The organism is Aestuariibaculum sp. M13 (assembly GCF_024723255.1).
GTDB classification, from domain to species: Bacteria; Bacteroidota; Bacteroidia; order Flavobacteriales; family Flavobacteriaceae; genus Aestuariibaculum; species Aestuariibaculum lutulentum.
Window position 1 is genome coordinate 588,860 of sequence record NZ_JANIAC010000001.1, and the last position, 15,903, is coordinate 604,762.

Genomic DNA, 15,903 nt, shown 5'->3' on the forward strand with positions numbered 1-15,903 from the left:
TTAATTAATTATTGATTTAACACTTCCAAATCTGGGTTTATAGCTAAAATATCTACACCCCATTCGGTTAACAGGTCGAAAATAATTTTCAAGTTATCTTGAATATTTTGTGGAAACGCTAAAAGCTCATCTGCATCTCTAAAAATTAATTCATTTACATACGCTCTAACATCGTATTCTTTACTTGCTACAAAATCGTAATAAGGTAATAGAGTTTTTTTATGATATACATATTCTGAACTAGAAGAAAATCTTTCTCCAGTTTCCTGGTCGTAACGCTGCGTATAATTCCCTAATCCAGATGAAGACCCATAAAAATATCTGGCATCAATAAATCCTTTCTCATAGAACCAGTCCTTATCAATAAAATCTATTCTTTCATAATCCTCTTTTCCTGTTTCTGTAATGAAAGGTTCCTCCATTTCCAAACCATAATAGTCTGCTTTATCTCCATAAAACTCCTCTGGTACTTGGTCGTAAAGATTATGCATCCCCATAATTCTACTCAATAAAATATAGAAATTATCTTTTGTAAACTCTTCTTTTCTTGATGATGTAGTAAGCTCATCTAAATCGATAGAAAATACAATAGAGTGTTTATTGAAGACAGTACGTAAATTATATCGAGCAGAACTTGATAATCTTTCTTCACTTTCGGTTAACACATCACCGGCATCATCTGGAACATTTCTTTCGCTAAAAAGACTATTACTTACTAACACTTTATATGGCATTAACGTAGCTATAGTCGTATTAGGTTTAAAGTAATTAAATAAATTCTCTACTAAAAAGGTGGTTACCTCTTGTTTGTAAGCTTCGTATTCAACTTTCCCTTCGGCTGTTAAAACACTATCTACCTCAAATTTAGTTTGAATTTGAGGCATATCTATACTTCCCCATAGACTAGTTCGGTCTTCAGAACCAGCATCGTAAGCGAAATCTAAGATTTGATCGTATTCAAACAATAATCCCATGTTATAATCGTCGTATAACATTTTTATATCGGAATTAGAAAAGTCTATTTGAGACAAGACTCTATCCTCATCTGCATTTGATGCTTTTACATACTCATCAACATCGCAAGCCACTACAGAACACACTATAAGGGCAAGGTATACTAATATATTATTTTTCATATACTTAATTTTTTAGTCTTCTATTGTAGGTATTTTTTCGTAACGCTCATTATTATAAATCAGCGGATTGTTCTCTCTTTCCTTTAATGGAATAGGCAATGTATAGTTTAAATCGTCTGATAATAACGTGTAGGTTTCTACTGAAGTTACTGTATTATCGTCTTCAATCACTGTATATACGTGCTTAATTTCCGGACGATTTTCCATACGTCTTAAATCGAACCAACGGTGGTGATCTTCAAAACAAAGTTCTTTACGTCTTTCGTTTAAAACATAAGCTAAAACCTGGCTATCGTCGCTTGGGTAAACAATACCTGAAACATTACTATAACGATTATTATGTAAAGTTTTAACATCATTTAAAGCATTACCATACTCTTGTTTATGAGCATAAGCCTCAGCTCTGTTTAAATAAGCTTCTCCTACTCTAAAGTTAGCAAAACCTAAATCGGTATACACATCTGTTGCGTATTTTTTCGTTCTATAATAAGGTTTCCCTGTTCCATCATCAATTCCTAAAAAGAATACGTCTTTCCTAAGGTCGTTGTCATCATAAAGATCAATTAATTCCTTACTTGCTCTATAATATGCATCCTGTAAAGTAGTTCCGATATTATATAATCTATGAATCGGGCTTAAGGCATAATACGAATAAAGAATTTCCTTATTACTATCTCTTACAAAAGGTACCGTAGTAGATATTTTAGTTAATGATCCAGCTTCGATAACTTTATCTGAATAGGCTATAGCCTCATCCCATTTTTGCTCATATAATTTAACTCTCGACATTAATAAATTACAAGTTGCAGCATTAGGGTGCCATTTACTTTTTGTAATTCCACTTGCTTCCATATGTTCGATAGCTTTTAATAAATCACTCTCTATTAAAGCATAGGCTTCTGCTACTGTATTTCTATTATACGTAGTTTCAACTCCAATATCATCTCTAAGCGGCACTCCTAAATCTACATCGGCAGATGTCGCATTATAAGGTTTACCATATAAGTTAACAAGGTTAAAATAACTAAGAGCTCGAATAAAATAGGCTTCTCCTTTAATATTATCAATTTCACTTTGGTCTCCCGACGCCTCATCGATTAACTCAATTACATAATTCGCAATAGCAATATCTTCATAAGTATTCTCCCAAGCATTATTAATGGAACCTAATTCGTTTCCATTTTCATCGATCTCTACTTCACGTTGCCAAGTGTAAGTTGGCTTTCTATTCCATTTTAATGTAGACTTCGCCTTTGGATCTTCAGTCATATTGTCGGTCATGTGGTCAATAGAACTAAAAATAGGATAATTGTAGTTAAACTCATTTAGTAATAAGGCCGCATAATGATCGGTCGTTTCTGGAATAAGTTTATCCTGATCGACTTCATCTAAAAAATCACTACATCCAAAAATTGGGATTAGTAATAATGTATATATTATTTTTTTCATATCTATTTTTTAATTAGAAACTAACATTTAGACTTAAACTATATGTAGGTAAGGTTGGCATACCAATTCCAGAAACTTGCTCTGGATCTTGCCCCTTAAGATCTTTATCGAAAGCTATAAAGCCTAAATTACTACCCTGAACACCAACATTTACATATTTAATACCTATTGGTTCTAAGATAACTTTAGGTAAATTATATGATAATGTTAAAGATTGAAAACGAATATGGTCAGCATTTACAATTCTGGCATCACTTCTATCGTACATCCACCAAGCGTTGGTTCCTGTTGGCACCACATAGCCATAATTTGTTACATAAACATCGTCTAAACCATCTGAAGATGCAACATTGCTAAATGATTGATTATAGTTTGATATTGCAGGGATGTTTGTAGTTAATTCATCTCCAGGTTGTCTCCAACGATTATTAAACTCGCCAGACATATTTTCGTATGGTAACGGTAAGTTTTGGTTACCATTATATAAACTTAATAATCTGGTTTTATAACCTAACTTATAAGTAAAACTCGCTGATAGTGTAAAGCTTCCCGATCTAATTTGTGTTCCAAAACCACCATAGTATAGAGGTATACGACTACCTTGGTATGATAAAGCAGCTTCCAGTTGTTTTTCTGGAGAAGCACCTTCCATAACTAAATTCTTAAAGGTTGGTAATCCGTTTTCGTTTAAACCATCAAACTGGTATGCGAAGAATCCATTAGTTGGAAACCCTGATCTGTATATACTTCCGTTTAAATAATCGTTAACAGTAAGTGCTAAACGAGCTCCATCTTCAAAACCTTCTAACACGCGATCTTTACTGTAAGAAAAGTTTAAGTTAGCACTTATTCCTAAATCTTTTTGTTTTAGTAATACCCCTCTTAAGCTTAACTCGTAGTTACTAACATCCTTACTTCCTGAATTAAACAACTGAGTAGCTGAACCATTAACTAATGAAATTGGTCTGTTTTGTAACAAGTCCTCACTCTTAGAATACGAATAATCTAATGCTCCACTTAAACGACCTCCCCAAAAACTAAAGTTAAGTCCAAGATCGGTTGTCGTTGTTTTTTCCCAACGTAAATTTGCATTAGGAAACGCGCTTAAACTTGCTGTAGTTTCTGGATAATAGATAGCATTATTCTTTCCGTAATTAGAAATAATTAAATACGGGCTTGTATTTGGCATGGTACCACGTACACCATAAGAGGCTCTAAGAGCTAATTCGTCTAAACTTTTAGAGTTTCTTAAAAATTTCTCATTATGCATATTCCAACGTCCAGAAACCGAATATGTTGGCTTAAATTTATAACGTTCGTATTGTCCAAACTGGTTAGAACCATCACTACGCATATTAAAATTAAGAATATAACGAGAATCGTATACGTAATTAAAAATTCCAAAATAGGACATAGAATTACTTACTCTGTCAGTTATGTTTGGATATACACTTACACCATCACTGGTTGTCAACCAATTAATCATATTTCCATAATCATAAGTATTTTCTTGACCAACAAAAGAAGTTGCTCTTGGCAATGCCACGAAACCTCTACCTTGATAATGATTATAACCTGGCACATTAAAACCAGTGGCACCCCAATAATTTATAGAACGTGCCTCTTGAGATAAATTAATGTTAAACTGATGCTTACCTAACTTTTTGTTATAGTTTAACTGGTTGGTAATCGAATATGTATCCTGGCTTACCATACCTCCATTATAAACACCACCAAAAGGTAACAGACCAGATCCTGTTTGTAATCCTTCTATTAAGTCTTCAAAAGCATCATAAGTACGTAAATTTGCTGCATAGAATGTATTTTCCGTAATCCACTCTTCAGTTAAATTCGTCGTATTTCTATAACTTACCTGGCTATTAAATCTAAAATCATTTAAAAATTCCCAATTTAAGGCCGCTGCCAGCGTTAATCCTTTATTTGTGATATTTCTTTCAGATTCGTTCATTTCGTTTAACACATTATATCCTGCATATATACGCTCACCATTATAAACTGCAATATTTTGACTTTGCTTAAAATAGCTTCCATCTTCGTTATAAATAGGAATCGTTCTAGCTGTATAATAGGCTGTATTAAATGTATTTATAGAACCATGGTTATACGTTGCTTCCTGAACTGACCCATTCATTCTAAAAGATAATTTTACATTATCTCTAACATCTAAGTCGATATTAGAACGTGCAGTAATACGATTTAATCCCACATTATTTTCAGCTCCATTTTGATCATCATATCCTAAAGAGAAGTAGTATTTTGCATTTTCGCTACCACCTGAAGCACTTAAAGCATGTGTTTGCACAAAAGAATCTCGATATAATTCACCAAACCAATCGGTATTTAACGTTTCTAAATAACTTACCTGGTTTTGAAACTCTTGTTGTGTATAAGTACCATCCCATAAGTTTAATAATGCTCCTTCATAACCAATACGATCGATATTATCGTAAGACTGTCCATACCCTAAATTTCTGTGATACATTTCTCTAGAAACATCAATACGTTCTTGAGAGTTCATCAAATTTAAGTCTGAATATTGAGGTGCCTGTACAAAACTAAGTCCTGTAGAATAATTTAGTTGAGGCTTACCTTGTTTACCTCGTTTTGTTGTAATAACAATTACCCCATTTGCAGCACGCGTACCATAAATAGCAGTTGCCGATGCATCTTTTAAAATATCAATTTTGGCTATATCTGTTGGATTAATTCCCGTTAACGCATTACCAATAATATTTACATTATCGAAACTGTTAATCTCGCTCGCCGATAATGGCACTGGATCTTCATAAATAACACCATCTACAACCCATAGCGGACTTTGGTTTCCTGTAAAGGTACTACCGCCACGTACTCTAATTTTTGCTGCAGCACCAGGTGTAGAACTTAAGTTTGTAACAGAAAGCCCTGTTGCTTTACCATCTATCATTTTATCGATGGTGATAGCCCCTTGAATTTCTAACTCTTCATTTTGTATTGTAGCTACAGAACTGGTATTTTCTGTTCTATCAATTTTAGTATAACCTGTATTGATAACCACCTCGTCAAGGTTCTCTACAGTTGGTTTCAATTTAATTTTTAAGGTCGTTGAACTCTCGACTGTAATTTCCTGAGTTTCGTACCCTAAATATGACACAACTAAAGTTGAACTTTGTGGTAAAACAATTTTAAATTTACCGTCAAAATCTGTAACTACTCCAAGTACACTATTTTTTACCAAAACATTGGCTCCTAAAATAGCTTCATTGGTGGCTTCATCAAGTACTACTCCATCAACAGTAATACTTTGAATTGGAGCAACTTTCCCATTTTCTACAATAACAATAACGCCATCTACTACTTTATAAGACAGGTCTGTCCCCTTTAAAACCTCGTCTAAAATCTCCTCAACTGGAGCATTTGTTTTTTTAACAGATATATCTGCTAAAGCATTAATTTTTTCGTCATTAAAAAAGAAACTATAATCAGTTTGTTTTCTTATTTCCTCAAATAACTTTGAAAAACTAACGTTAGTTAAACTTAAACTCACACGTTTCGACTGTGAATAAGTGGCCGCGTTAATTGATAATACGGCACTAAAAATTAAAATAATGGATAACCTCATATTTTACCATTGTTTTTTTTGAGCCTCAGTAAACTGATAAGCATTAGTTAATAAAATCGTTTTTTTCATAATAATTTCAAGTTGATTAATTAATCCCAAAGGCCCTAGTAGCGAACTTGAGCCGGTTAAAACAATACTAACAGTATTGCTAATTTTTCTTATATACGTAAATCTTTTTGTTATCTTCAATTTTTATTCGAACAGACATTTCTGCTTCAATAATTTTTAAAATACTTGTCATATCGCTATACCTAGGAAGGTCACCAGTAAAGCTTAAGGCTTTTAAACTTTCACTATCATAAAACACCTCAACATCATACCATCTAGATACCTTATACAAAAATTCTTCTAATGTTACATTATTAAATACAAAACGACCTTCTTTCCATGCTATGTATGGATACACGTCGACTTCGCTTTTCTTTATAGCATCGTTTTTTTTGTTTAGAACAGATTGCTCGTTTGGAAGCAAGAATTTTTCCTCGTTTGAAATATTATCGGTTACCTGCACCTTACCCTCTACTAAAGTTGTGGTAATGGTTTCATCATCGCGATAGGCAGACACGTTAAACTCTGTACCTAGAACCTGAACCTCCTGATTACCCGTCATAACAATAAAAGGTAACTCTTTATTAGGTGTTACATCAAAATAGGCCTCTCCTTTTAAAGCCACACGACGCTCAGTCCCAACAAAAGGAACCGTATAAGTTAATTCTGTATCCGAATTCAACCACACCTTGGTTCCATCAGACAACACCAACTGGTATTCGGCACCTCTAGGCACTTTTAAGGTATTAGTTTTTACTTTATTACCACTTCCTCTTCTAGACTTAGCATCTTTATATTGAAGTACACCCTTAACGTTCTCTACATTAAGCGTTCCTTCCTGCATTTTACTATCTTTTGAATTTTCTAAGTCTATTACTTCTCCATTTGACAATACCAACTCAGCATGGGAGGTCCCAGGAGCAATACTAGAGGCATCTACAGCTTTTAAACGATCATTATCGGAATTCATAAAAGTTAAAACAGAAAAACCTACAACCAAAACAGCTGCTACAGCAGACATCCACTTAACATACTTTAGTCTTATAACTTTACTTGTCTTTTCGGAAGTATTCTCCATGACTTCTAAAAAAGACGCCCACTCCTCCTTCGTGTCAATAGATTTTAACTTTTCCTGCCACTCCTTGAAGGAATATGCATTCAAAATATCTTCAGTAATATTCTTATTATCATCTTGCTGCTCCCAATCCAGCAAAATCTCTTTTTGTTCCTCAGATAAAGAATTTAAAACTTTACTAGCTAAAAGTTTAGAGTGCTCTATTTGTTTATTTATATCGTCCATATCCTTAAATTTACAACAAAGAAGGTGTTGTATATAGTAAGGACGCTGTTTTTTTAAAGGAGAGTGACAGTTTTGTTAAAAAAAACTAAAAAAATTGAATAAAATTCCCAAGAAGAATTGCAACAAATTGATTTCCAAGCATATTACGAAGTTTATTATATGCTCTTTTTTTTACAGTTTTAACAGAATTTATAGTTATTTCTAATTCCGAAGCGATATCTTGATTCCGATAACCTTCTAAAGTTAGCATGACAACACGTTCCGCCTGGGGAGACAATTCTTTAATGGCTTCGTGTAATAATTTGTAGGTTTCTTCTCTTAAAATTTCGTTTAAAAATGATTTTTGAGCAATTGTTAGACCTTCATCCAGGGAAGTATTACTGATATTTTTCTCTTTTCGTAACACACTTATACAAGCGTTTTTTACCAAAACATACAAATAAGCTTGCAGGGCCTTTTCACTGGCAAATTCTTCAGTATCCTTTTGCCAAAGTTTCACAAAAGCCTCTTGAGCAACATCCTTTCCCTTCTCCTCGCTCTTCAAAATACGAGAGGCCAACATATACATTGACGGAAAAAGACGCTCAAAAATAGCTTTGAACTCCTTACTGTTATACTGAATCGTTATACCTGAAACCCTCATTATTGTTCTTTTCCAACAATTTACACAGACCTAAACCACTCAAAAACAAAAACTTAACTTCATTCTTTGTTTTATTTCTTTATTTCTTTATTATCTCTGTGTAAAATTATTGCAAGTTTAGCAAAGTTATATAGAATATCATGACAATTTGTGAAGTTTATCTTAAAACTAAATCACTCAAAAACAACACTTTTAATCATTCCGAATAATCCTATTTAAACAAATAAAAAATCTTACAAACACAAGTTTACAAAATATTAATATCCCAACAAAAATTTAAAAATTATTAAACTAAAACCTCCTGAATAAACCTCAAATTTCAATAAAATAATTTATTAAATTTAAAGTAATTATCATTTAACATACGTCAGTATTACTTCTAATTTAATTCATAAATCTATGATAGCTTTCTTTGTAAATATATTTCGGTTAAGCAAAATTCTGTACAAAGGTGTAAAACACGACCAGGAGTTTAGATTTTTACTTTTTACCATCCTCCTTCTACTAATTGGAGCAACACTTTTTTATAACCAGACGGAACATTGGAACATTTTAGATGCTTTATATTTTTCAGTCATGACTATGTCTACCGTTGGCTACGGCGACCTTACCCCAACAACAACTATGGGAAAAATTTTCACTATGATTTATTCCTTTATGGCCATTGGATCCTTTGTTGCTTTTACTGCTAAAATTGTAACCATTATGTTTTATAACAAACGTAAAAAAAAGGAGAAGGCTGCACATTAACATTTTACAACGTTTTTTTTCATTACCTTAGTAATAAACCATTTACAAAAACCAGAAACACTTTTAATTTTAAATCATATGAAAAGTCTTTACCAAATTTTAACTATTGCTGCATTTTCATTATGCTCACTAAACTTAATCGCTCAAGATGGCGATGGTGCTGATGCATTAGCAAAACAACTACAAAATCCTGTAGCTAATTTAATTAGTGTTCCTTTTCAAGCCAATTACGATTTAAATGTTGGTCCAAACGACGGAACAAAATTTTTAACTAACGTACAACCAGTTATTCCTATAAGCATAAGTGAAAACTGGAATTTAATTGGACGTGCCATTATCCCTATCATAAAGCAATGCGATGTTAATGGAAATAGCGGAAAACAAAGCGGATTAGGAGATGCCGTAATTAGCGGTTTTTTCTCCCCTAAAGCTCCTACCAAGGGCGGACTTATCTGGGGTGTTGGCCCTGTAATTTTAGCTCCTACAGCAACTAAAGACGAATTGGGTTCTGAAAAATTTGGTTTAGGTCCGACTGCTGTAGCATTAAAACAAATAAATTCCGTTACTGTTGGATGTCTAATAAATCATATTTGGTCGGTTGCAGGAAAGGACGATCGCGCCGACGTTAACGCTACATTCTTTCAACCTTTTGTTGCTAAAAACTTCTCCGGAGGATATGCTTTAACATTTAATACTGAGTTAACACAAAACTGGGATTACGATTTAACTTCGGGAACATTTCATATAGTTGCTTCTAAAGTCGTTTCATTTGGTTCGCAAATGACACAAATATTTGCAGGGCCAAGAATACACTACGGAAGTGGTAATGCCGCTGAATGGGGAATTCGCGCAGGAATCACTTTATTATTCCCTACAAAATCATAAATTATAGACTTTCATCTATTAAAAAAGCACCTGACAAAATCAGGTGCTTTTTTTATATTATACTTACCTAAAATACTAAAACTTCTTTGAAACCCCTAATCCTAAATTAATGGTATTATATGCATCCCATCTAAAATCATGACCTAAAGACACTTCAAATTCCCACTCCTTTGGCATCTCAATAGCATACTCAGCTTCAGCTCGAATTAGAAATAAATTTTCACCCTTAGCAAACTCTTCTCCAACACCCAACAAGTAACTAAAATGCTCTCCAGGTTTATAAACCGCCATTAATGCCGGAGCAACCGGCTTTTCTCTTTCTAAAAATGCTGCTTCACCCTCCTCTGATGACAGGTTTTTTTCAACAACAAAATTCTCTATGATAATATCGGTATGTAACCCTACAGCCCATTTTTCATTCAACCAATAGTTATAGTAAAGTGTAAATGATGGTAACGCTTTCCATTCCTTTTTTCCTTCAGCATAGACACTTGGCACATGTGCATGTCCCAACAAAAAACCAACCTGATGTTTTAATGTTTCTTCTGATTCGCCTTCAAATGATTCCTCTTGAGCAAAAACACAAGTAGACAAGAAAAGGGCTAAGCTTAAAAAAAGTAATATTCTTTTCATACTATTTCATTTTAAGTGGTTATACTTTTCAATAAAAAAACAGAGCTATAAACTACTTCTTATGAACAATATTTTCAATCCCCATACCTTTACCAAAACTATATAAACCAGACATGGCCTGCTTCATACTTATCGGATAATAAGTTATTGATTCTTTAGGCACATACCTCACCTCTCCCGCATCAAGTCTTGGCGCATCAGGAATAAATAGCGTGATAAATTCATTAGTTCGTTCTGTTATAAAGGCAATATTATATCGATCCTTTTCTTCCTCTAAAATAATGGCCTCCCAAAATTCATTAATTACCGTTTCCTGATCACCAATCATCCGGTATTTTAAAATTTGAATAGACGGGAAATGCACAAAGAGTTTTTCTTCTATATTATTACTCCATTTACTAAAAACACCCCGCTGAATAAAATAGCCACTAATTAAACAGATTACAACAATAATTAATACGCATACAATTAAAACGGCGGCTCCGCCAAATACAGAATGTAAACCAAACGCTTCAGATATTTTAACTGCGATTGGTGTTAATAAGGCAATGGCTTTTGACCCTAAAAGAATAATAAATAATACGGGAGTTAAGAAAAAAAGTCCTCCTACTATAAGCGAACTGGAAGGTGGTTTAAATTTTGCCATAAGATGTAACTCGACTAATGTATTAATTTAATTTGCAACAAATTATCTGTATTAAATATACACATTATATAACATCTAATCACACACAAATAAAACTTTTATTACAACTGCATACAAATCTACTTTGGAAATTAAGGTTAATTTTTGTATTATAAATTATCGAAAAAAAATAATATTATGGGAAAAGGGGATAAAAAAACAAAACGTGGCAAAATTAACCGAGGCACTTTTGGAGCAAGACGCCCTCGAATAAAAAAGAAACCTTCGGTTGAAACTAAAATAGACATCAACAAAAAGGCGATTGCTAAATAAAATTTATTAAACTTCTATTTCAGATAAAACTTTGGTGGCTTCACTCACCGTATTTCTATACATGCGTTTGTTGGGAGCTGTCATGTTCTGAGATTCGTTAACAATATCCTGAAGTATCTCTTTGGCTTCATCTGCCTTTTGACGTTCTATTAAAAGTTTAGCCAGCTGCAATCGTTCTTCATAAAACGAATATCGAATATCTATTTGTTTCAAGCTAGCTTCTGCAGCTTCAAAATTCCCCAATTTGTCCTGGGCCAAACCAAATACAAACTGTGCTCTCGACTTATCAAACTCATGCTTATCTTTTATCATTTTGGCGTAAGCAATAACTTTATTATAATCTTCAACTTTAAAATAAGCATCTATAAGCTTAGTAATGATATAAAAGTGATTTTGAGATTTATCTTTTAAAGCTTCTTCATATTGTGCTATGGCACTATAAAAATCTTTGTTTGCTAAATAAGCATCTGCAAGATTTACCCGATTCTGATATGTTTCTGAAAAACGAAGCCGTTTCTCTAAATCTTTTATTTTTTTGGTTGGATTGATAATCGACACAATACCATCCTGAATTTTTTCGGCATCCCTCCTGTTATACACTTGGGTAACCAAATAAATTATGCTCCCCAACACCGGTAAAAACAAAATAACAAATACCCAATAGTATGCGTTTCCGTTTTTAAACAAATGGTAAATACAATACGCCTGAAAGGCCAGAATAAGATAATATAACATTTAAATAAAATAATAAAGAGGAAAATTAAGAATCGATATCAACCTTAATTTTCCTCTCTAAATTAAAAGATTATTTCAAAATAAAAAAGGGATTTCCTTACAATTGTTTATCTAATGAAAACCAAATCGGTATCGGTAGACATAGCTTCACTAAAACCGTAACCTTCGTAATTAAAACCTTTTAAATCCTCTACGGTTTGTGCATTGGTGTCAACTACATAACGCGCCATAAGTCCGCGAGCTTCCTTTGCAAAAAACGAAATGACTTTATATTCTCCGTTTTTTAAATCTTTGAAATTCGCAGTAATCACCGGTACTTTTAAAGCTTTTTTATCGATAGCTTTAAAATATTCGTTACTAGCGAGATTCAAGAACAACTCATCATCTTTCAGCTCTTCATTTAATGCTTTTGTAATATCCTTTTTCCAGAATTCGTAAAGGTTCTTTTTGGTTCCCACAGGAAATTTAGTTCCCATTTCTAAACGATATGGCTGAATCAAGTCTAAAGGTTTTAACAAACCATATAATCCTGAAAGAATACGCACAGTATTTTGAAGACTTTCCAATTTATCCTCTTTTATACTATAAGCATCTAAACCTTTGTACACATCACCATTAAAGGCATAAACTGCAGGCCTTGCATTATCGGTTGTAAACGGTAATTCCCATGCCTGATTTCGCTCATAATTTAACTGCCCCAAAGCATCAGAAATACTCATAAGCTGAGACAGGCTTTTTGCCGATTTCTTCTTTAAAAGCTTATTGATACGCTCTGATTGATTTAAAAATTGAGCTTCTGAACTTTTTGTAGTGGGTAATTGACTTTCAAAATCAAGCGACTTGGCTGGAGATATGACTAATTTCATCAGTTTAAATCTATTATTATGGATTTATAATTTGAATTCAAATTTACAACTACTGCTCTACTTTAAAAATAAGAAACAACAATTATTTATGATAGAACTATAAACAGATCTTATTGATATTGATTTTTAAACCTCTTCCGAACCTGTTTCTAAAGACTGATGCTTAGCATAAACGCGCCATTTCTCCATACAGTCTACCATATCTTGCGGAACAGGCGCTTCGAATCTTAAAAATTCACCCGTACGAGGATGTTCAAAGCCTAAAGTCTTTGCATGTAATGCCTGACGAGACAATACTTTAAAACAGTTTTCAACAAACTGTTTGTATTTTGTGAATGTAGTGCCTTTAAGTATTTTTTCACCTCCGTAACGTTCGTCATTAAATAACGTATGCCCAATGTGTTTCATATGCACACGAATTTGGTGTGTACGACCTGTTTCCAGTTTACAAGACACAACAGTAACATAACCTAAACGCTCGAGTACTTTGTAATGCGTCACTGCAGGCTTTCCTTTATCGGCTTCTTCATCTAAGAACACGGTGTTTTGTAATCGGTTTTTAGGATGACGACCTATATTCCCTTCCACGGTACCTTCCTCTTCTTCAATATTACCCCAAACAATAGCCACATATTCTCGTTCGCTTGTTTTTTCAGCAAATTGAGCCGCCAAATGTGTCATAGCTTCTTCAGTTTTGGCTACTACAAGAAGTCCACTGGTGTCTTTATCAATACGGTGAACCAATCCTGGGCGATCGCTGGAATTGTTTGGCAGATTATCAAATCTGTAAATTAAAGCATTTATAAGTGTTCCCGAATAATTTCCGTGTCCCGGATGCACAACCATTCCGGCAGGTTTGTTAACCACCAGAACATCATCATCTTCATAAACCACATCTAAATCAATATCTTCCCCTACCAATAAATTTTCGTAGGTTGGATGTGCAAACATCACGCGAATATTATCGCCGGGTTTCACTTTATAATTCGATTTTACAGCAATATCATTCACAAAAATACCGCCATCTTTCGCTGCATCCTGAATTTTATTTCTGGTTGTATTCTCAATAAAATTCATTAAATACTTATCGACACGAAGTGGCTTTTGTCCCTCCTTTACCGTAAACGCAAAATGCTCGTACATTTCGCTTTCCTCATCAAAATTCTCTGGTGTATAATCTTGCATAAATTATGGTCTATTACCATTCCCTAAAACTAAATCTATTGTAGATGTTTTAGGTAACTGATCTCCTGGGTTTAATACTTCTCCCTTATGTTGCATTTTTAAAACCACATCTTTGGCAATGTTATCAACATAAGTTAATTTACCGACTTTAAAACCTAAGGCTTCAAGCGTTGGTTTAGCTTGTCTGAATGTACGTTCGTTTAAATCAGGCACTGCAATTTTTCGGTAACCTGATGGATTTAACGTGATATATATTTTTCTGTTTTCTTTAACTTTACTTCCTGCAGGCGGTTCCTGCTCGATAACTGAAAACTTTGGGTAATCTGGATTGTAATTAGCCGAATCCTGAATTTGCATTACCAGATGATTATCATTCAATTCCATTTCTGCAATACTAATCGACTTCCCTTTTAACTCTGGAACAGTTTCAAATTCACCGTGATTAGTAGTGACATTTAACCATTTTAAAATAATATAAACCAATACAAAAACTGCTATAACAGCTATTAATATTTGTTTAAAAAATGCTTTACTTGTTAGAAATTTAATGAGGCTCATTTGTAAAATTTTCGATTAGGCAAATATATAAAAACAGAACTGTTTTTTCTTTTGCAATTTATGTGATATTTTAGCTTAACTAATAATACATACGTTTTATTATACATATTTAGACTTACACTTAACTATTTATACTTCAATGAAAAAGAATATTGCCATTATTATGGGAGGCTATTCGAGTGAATATCAAATCTCATTAAAAAGTGGAAATGTAGTATACGATACATTAAACCCTGAAAAATACAACGCCTACCGAATCCACATTTTTAAAGACAAATGGGTTTATGTTGATGGCAACAATGAAGAATTTGCGGTAAACAAAAATGATTTTTCTGTTCTTGTTAACGATACAAAAATCACCTTCGACTGTGTGTTCAACGCAATTCATGGCTCACCTGGTGAAGATGGTTTTATGCAAGGCTACTTTAAACTTCTAAATATTCCACATACCAGTTGCGACATGTATCAGGCTGGTTTAACCTTCAACAAGCGTGATTGTTTAAGCGTTTTAAAACCTTATGGCATAAAAACCGCTGAATCATTTTACCTAAACCTTGGTGATACGATTGATGAAGACGCTATAATTGCAAAAGTAGGTTTACCATGTTTTGTAAAAGCAAACAAAGCAGGAAGTAGCTTTGGAGTAAGTAAAGTGCATAAAAAGGAGGATTTACAAAACGCCATAGATGTTGCTTTTAAAGAAGATGATGAAATTATTATTGAATCGTTTTTAAATGGTACCGAAGTTTCTGTTGGTGTTATCTCTTTTAAAGGTGAAACCACAGTCCTACCAATTACAGAAATTGTTAGTGAAAACGACTTTTTCGACTATGAAGCCAAATATTTAGGAAAATCGCAGGAAATAACTCCTGCAAGGCTTACTCCTGAACAGGAAACAAAAGTTACTGCTGTTGCAAAAAAAGTTTACGACATTTTAAAAATGAAAGGTTTCAGTCGTAGTGAATATATTTTTAAAGATGGCGAACCTCATCTTTTAGAAATGAATACTATTCCAGGGTTAACACGTGAAAGCATATTACCTCAACAGGCTGCTGCTGCCGGAATTAGCTTAAGTGAGCTATTTGATAATGCCATTGAAGAAGCGCTAAAATAATTTATAACTATCTTTATACAA

Annotated in this window: 15 protein-coding genes; 4 read left to right on the plus strand and 11 right to left on the minus strand. The window is 33.4% G+C overall.

Translation table 11 applies throughout. From position 1 onward, the window contains the following. Positions 1–8: 8 nt before the first annotated feature. The 5 genes from NO995_RS02595 to NO995_RS02615 form a co-directional block, all read right to left on the minus strand. Positions 9–1,136, minus strand: a complete 1,128-nt coding sequence (locus NO995_RS02595) for a hypothetical protein (protein ID WP_258226162.1) — start codon at positions 1,134–1,136, stop codon at positions 9–11. A 12-nt stretch (positions 1,137–1,148) separates the two neighbouring features. Continuing rightward, positions 1,149–2,585 carry a RagB/SusD family nutrient uptake outer membrane protein gene (locus tag NO995_RS02600; protein WP_258226163.1) on the minus strand — a complete coding sequence of 479 codons (1,437 nt, stop codon included), beginning with the start codon at positions 2,583–2,585 and terminating at the stop codon, positions 1,149–1,151. Between the two features lie 13 nt (positions 2,586–2,598). Next, complete coding sequence (locus NO995_RS02605) at positions 2,599–6,207, minus strand: SusC/RagA family TonB-linked outer membrane protein (protein WP_258226164.1); 3,609 nt, start codon at positions 6,205–6,207, stop codon at positions 2,599–2,601. 148 nt (positions 6,208–6,355) lie between these two features. Then, positions 6,356–7,555, minus strand: coding sequence for a FecR family protein (locus NO995_RS02610; protein WP_258226165.1), 1,200 nt, complete (start codon positions 7,553–7,555; stop codon positions 6,356–6,358). Positions 7,556–7,640: 85 nt separating this feature from the next. Continuing rightward, positions 7,641–8,198: an RNA polymerase sigma factor gene (locus NO995_RS02615; protein WP_258226166.1), complete on the minus strand. Its 558-nt coding sequence runs from the start codon at positions 8,196–8,198 to the stop codon at positions 7,641–7,643. Between the two features lie 399 nt (positions 8,199–8,597). On the opposite strand from NO995_RS02615, the gene NO995_RS02620 reads away from it, so the two are divergent. Together NO995_RS02620 and NO995_RS02625 are read left to right on the plus strand one after the other, a co-directional pair. After that, a complete protein-coding gene (locus NO995_RS02620) occupies positions 8,598–8,948 on the plus strand; it encodes a potassium channel family protein (RefSeq protein WP_258226167.1) in 351 nt (116 codons plus the stop codon). A gap of 78 nt (positions 8,949–9,026) precedes the next feature. Continuing rightward, positions 9,027–9,833 (plus strand): hypothetical protein, encoded by an 807-nt coding sequence (locus NO995_RS02625; protein ID WP_258226168.1) that lies wholly within the window; start codon positions 9,027–9,029, stop codon positions 9,831–9,833. A 75-nt stretch (positions 9,834–9,908) separates the two neighbouring features. On the opposite strand, the gene NO995_RS02630 is transcribed toward NO995_RS02625, so the two are convergent. Together NO995_RS02630 and NO995_RS02635 are read right to left on the minus strand one after the other, a co-directional pair. Next, the gene (locus tag NO995_RS02630) at positions 9,909–10,466 is read right to left on the minus strand and encodes a hypothetical protein (RefSeq protein WP_258226169.1); all 558 of its coding nucleotides are present in this window, start codon (positions 10,464–10,466) and stop codon (positions 9,909–9,911) included. Positions 10,467–10,518: 52 nt separating this feature from the next. Further along, positions 10,519–11,112, minus strand: coding sequence for a hypothetical protein (locus NO995_RS02635; RefSeq protein ID WP_258226170.1), 594 nt, complete (start codon positions 11,110–11,112; stop codon positions 10,519–10,521). A 177-nt stretch (positions 11,113–11,289) separates the two neighbouring features. Here NO995_RS02635 and NO995_RS02640 point away from each other — a divergent pair, with 177 nt between their 5' ends. Then, positions 11,290–11,424 (plus strand): 30S ribosomal protein THX, encoded by a 135-nt coding sequence (locus NO995_RS02640; RefSeq protein WP_240571807.1) that lies wholly within the window; start codon positions 11,290–11,292, stop codon positions 11,422–11,424. A 6-nt stretch (positions 11,425–11,430) separates the two neighbouring features. On the opposite strand, the gene NO995_RS02645 is transcribed toward NO995_RS02640, so the two are convergent. The 4 genes from NO995_RS02645 to NO995_RS02660 form a co-directional block, all read right to left on the minus strand. Next, positions 11,431–12,159, minus strand: coding sequence for a hypothetical protein (locus tag NO995_RS02645; protein ID WP_258226171.1), 729 nt, complete (start codon positions 12,157–12,159; stop codon positions 11,431–11,433). 107 nt (positions 12,160–12,266) lie between these two features. Next, on the minus strand, positions 12,267–13,025 hold the full coding sequence (gene yaaA / locus NO995_RS02650; protein ID WP_258226172.1) for a peroxide stress protein YaaA: 759 nt from the start codon (positions 13,023–13,025) through the stop codon (positions 12,267–12,269). Positions 13,026–13,151: 126 nt separating this feature from the next. Next, complete coding sequence (locus tag NO995_RS02655; RefSeq protein WP_258226173.1) at positions 13,152–14,210, minus strand: RluA family pseudouridine synthase; 1,059 nt, start codon at positions 14,208–14,210, stop codon at positions 13,152–13,154. Between the two features lie 3 nt (positions 14,211–14,213). Continuing rightward, complete coding sequence (locus NO995_RS02660; RefSeq protein ID WP_240571811.1) at positions 14,214–14,768, minus strand: PASTA domain-containing protein; 555 nt, start codon at positions 14,766–14,768, stop codon at positions 14,214–14,216. 139 nt (positions 14,769–14,907) lie between these two features. Between NO995_RS02660 and NO995_RS02665 the strand changes: the two genes are divergently transcribed. Next, entirely contained in the window at positions 14,908–15,882 is a 975-nt protein-coding gene (locus NO995_RS02665; RefSeq protein ID WP_258226174.1) for a D-alanine--D-alanine ligase, read from the plus strand. Positions 15,883–15,903 lie beyond the last annotated feature (21 nt).